Source organism: Vibrio sp. 1580, assembly GCF_033340055.1.
Genome location: NZ_JAWOVT010000831.1, coordinates 1 through 500 on the forward strand (window position 1 = coordinate 1; position 500 = coordinate 500).

General features: G+C 48.0%; 1 protein-coding gene. It reads right to left on the reverse strand.

Annotation, left to right across the window (positions count from 1 at the left end; all coding sequences use genetic code 11):
• The coding region (locus tag R7093_RS28625) for an imelysin family protein (RefSeq protein ID WP_318147462.1) at positions 1–398 on the reverse strand (398 nt) is incomplete at its 3' end.
• Positions 399–500 lie beyond the last annotated feature (102 nt).

Genomic DNA, 500 nt, shown 5'->3' on the forward strand with positions numbered 1-500 from the left:
ACTGTCCAAACTTTATCGGCTTTAGTCAGCGCCGACATTTTACGCCCGGTGGTATTTTTTTTATCGGGCCAGAATTGTACGTTCCAGCTTTGCTCCAGCGCGGTCGCGGGGCCACGTTCCTGTCCTTGAAGCGCCATCCAAGCCAGCATGGTGCTGTGCCACTGTTGTTGTACTGGTTCCACGTCATTTTTCGGCGCAGAACAAAAATCAGCAAAGCTCTGCTCTAACTGCGAAGCTTGGCTTAAAAATGACTGTGCGGCATGAAACTCCACTTCGTAAACAGCTTGAGAAATATGGCTAGTTTGTTCTGGTTGTTCATCCGACGAGCCCGTTGTCGATTGGCAACCAACTAAGCTTAGCGTTGCAACAACAGCGCTCATTAATGTTGTTTTCTTCATGGTTGCATCCTTACAGAGAGTTCAGAAACGCGATCAATGCGTCACGTTCTTTTTGGTTCAGCGATAACACGTTTTGTTTCGCTTGTTCCGCTTCACCACCAT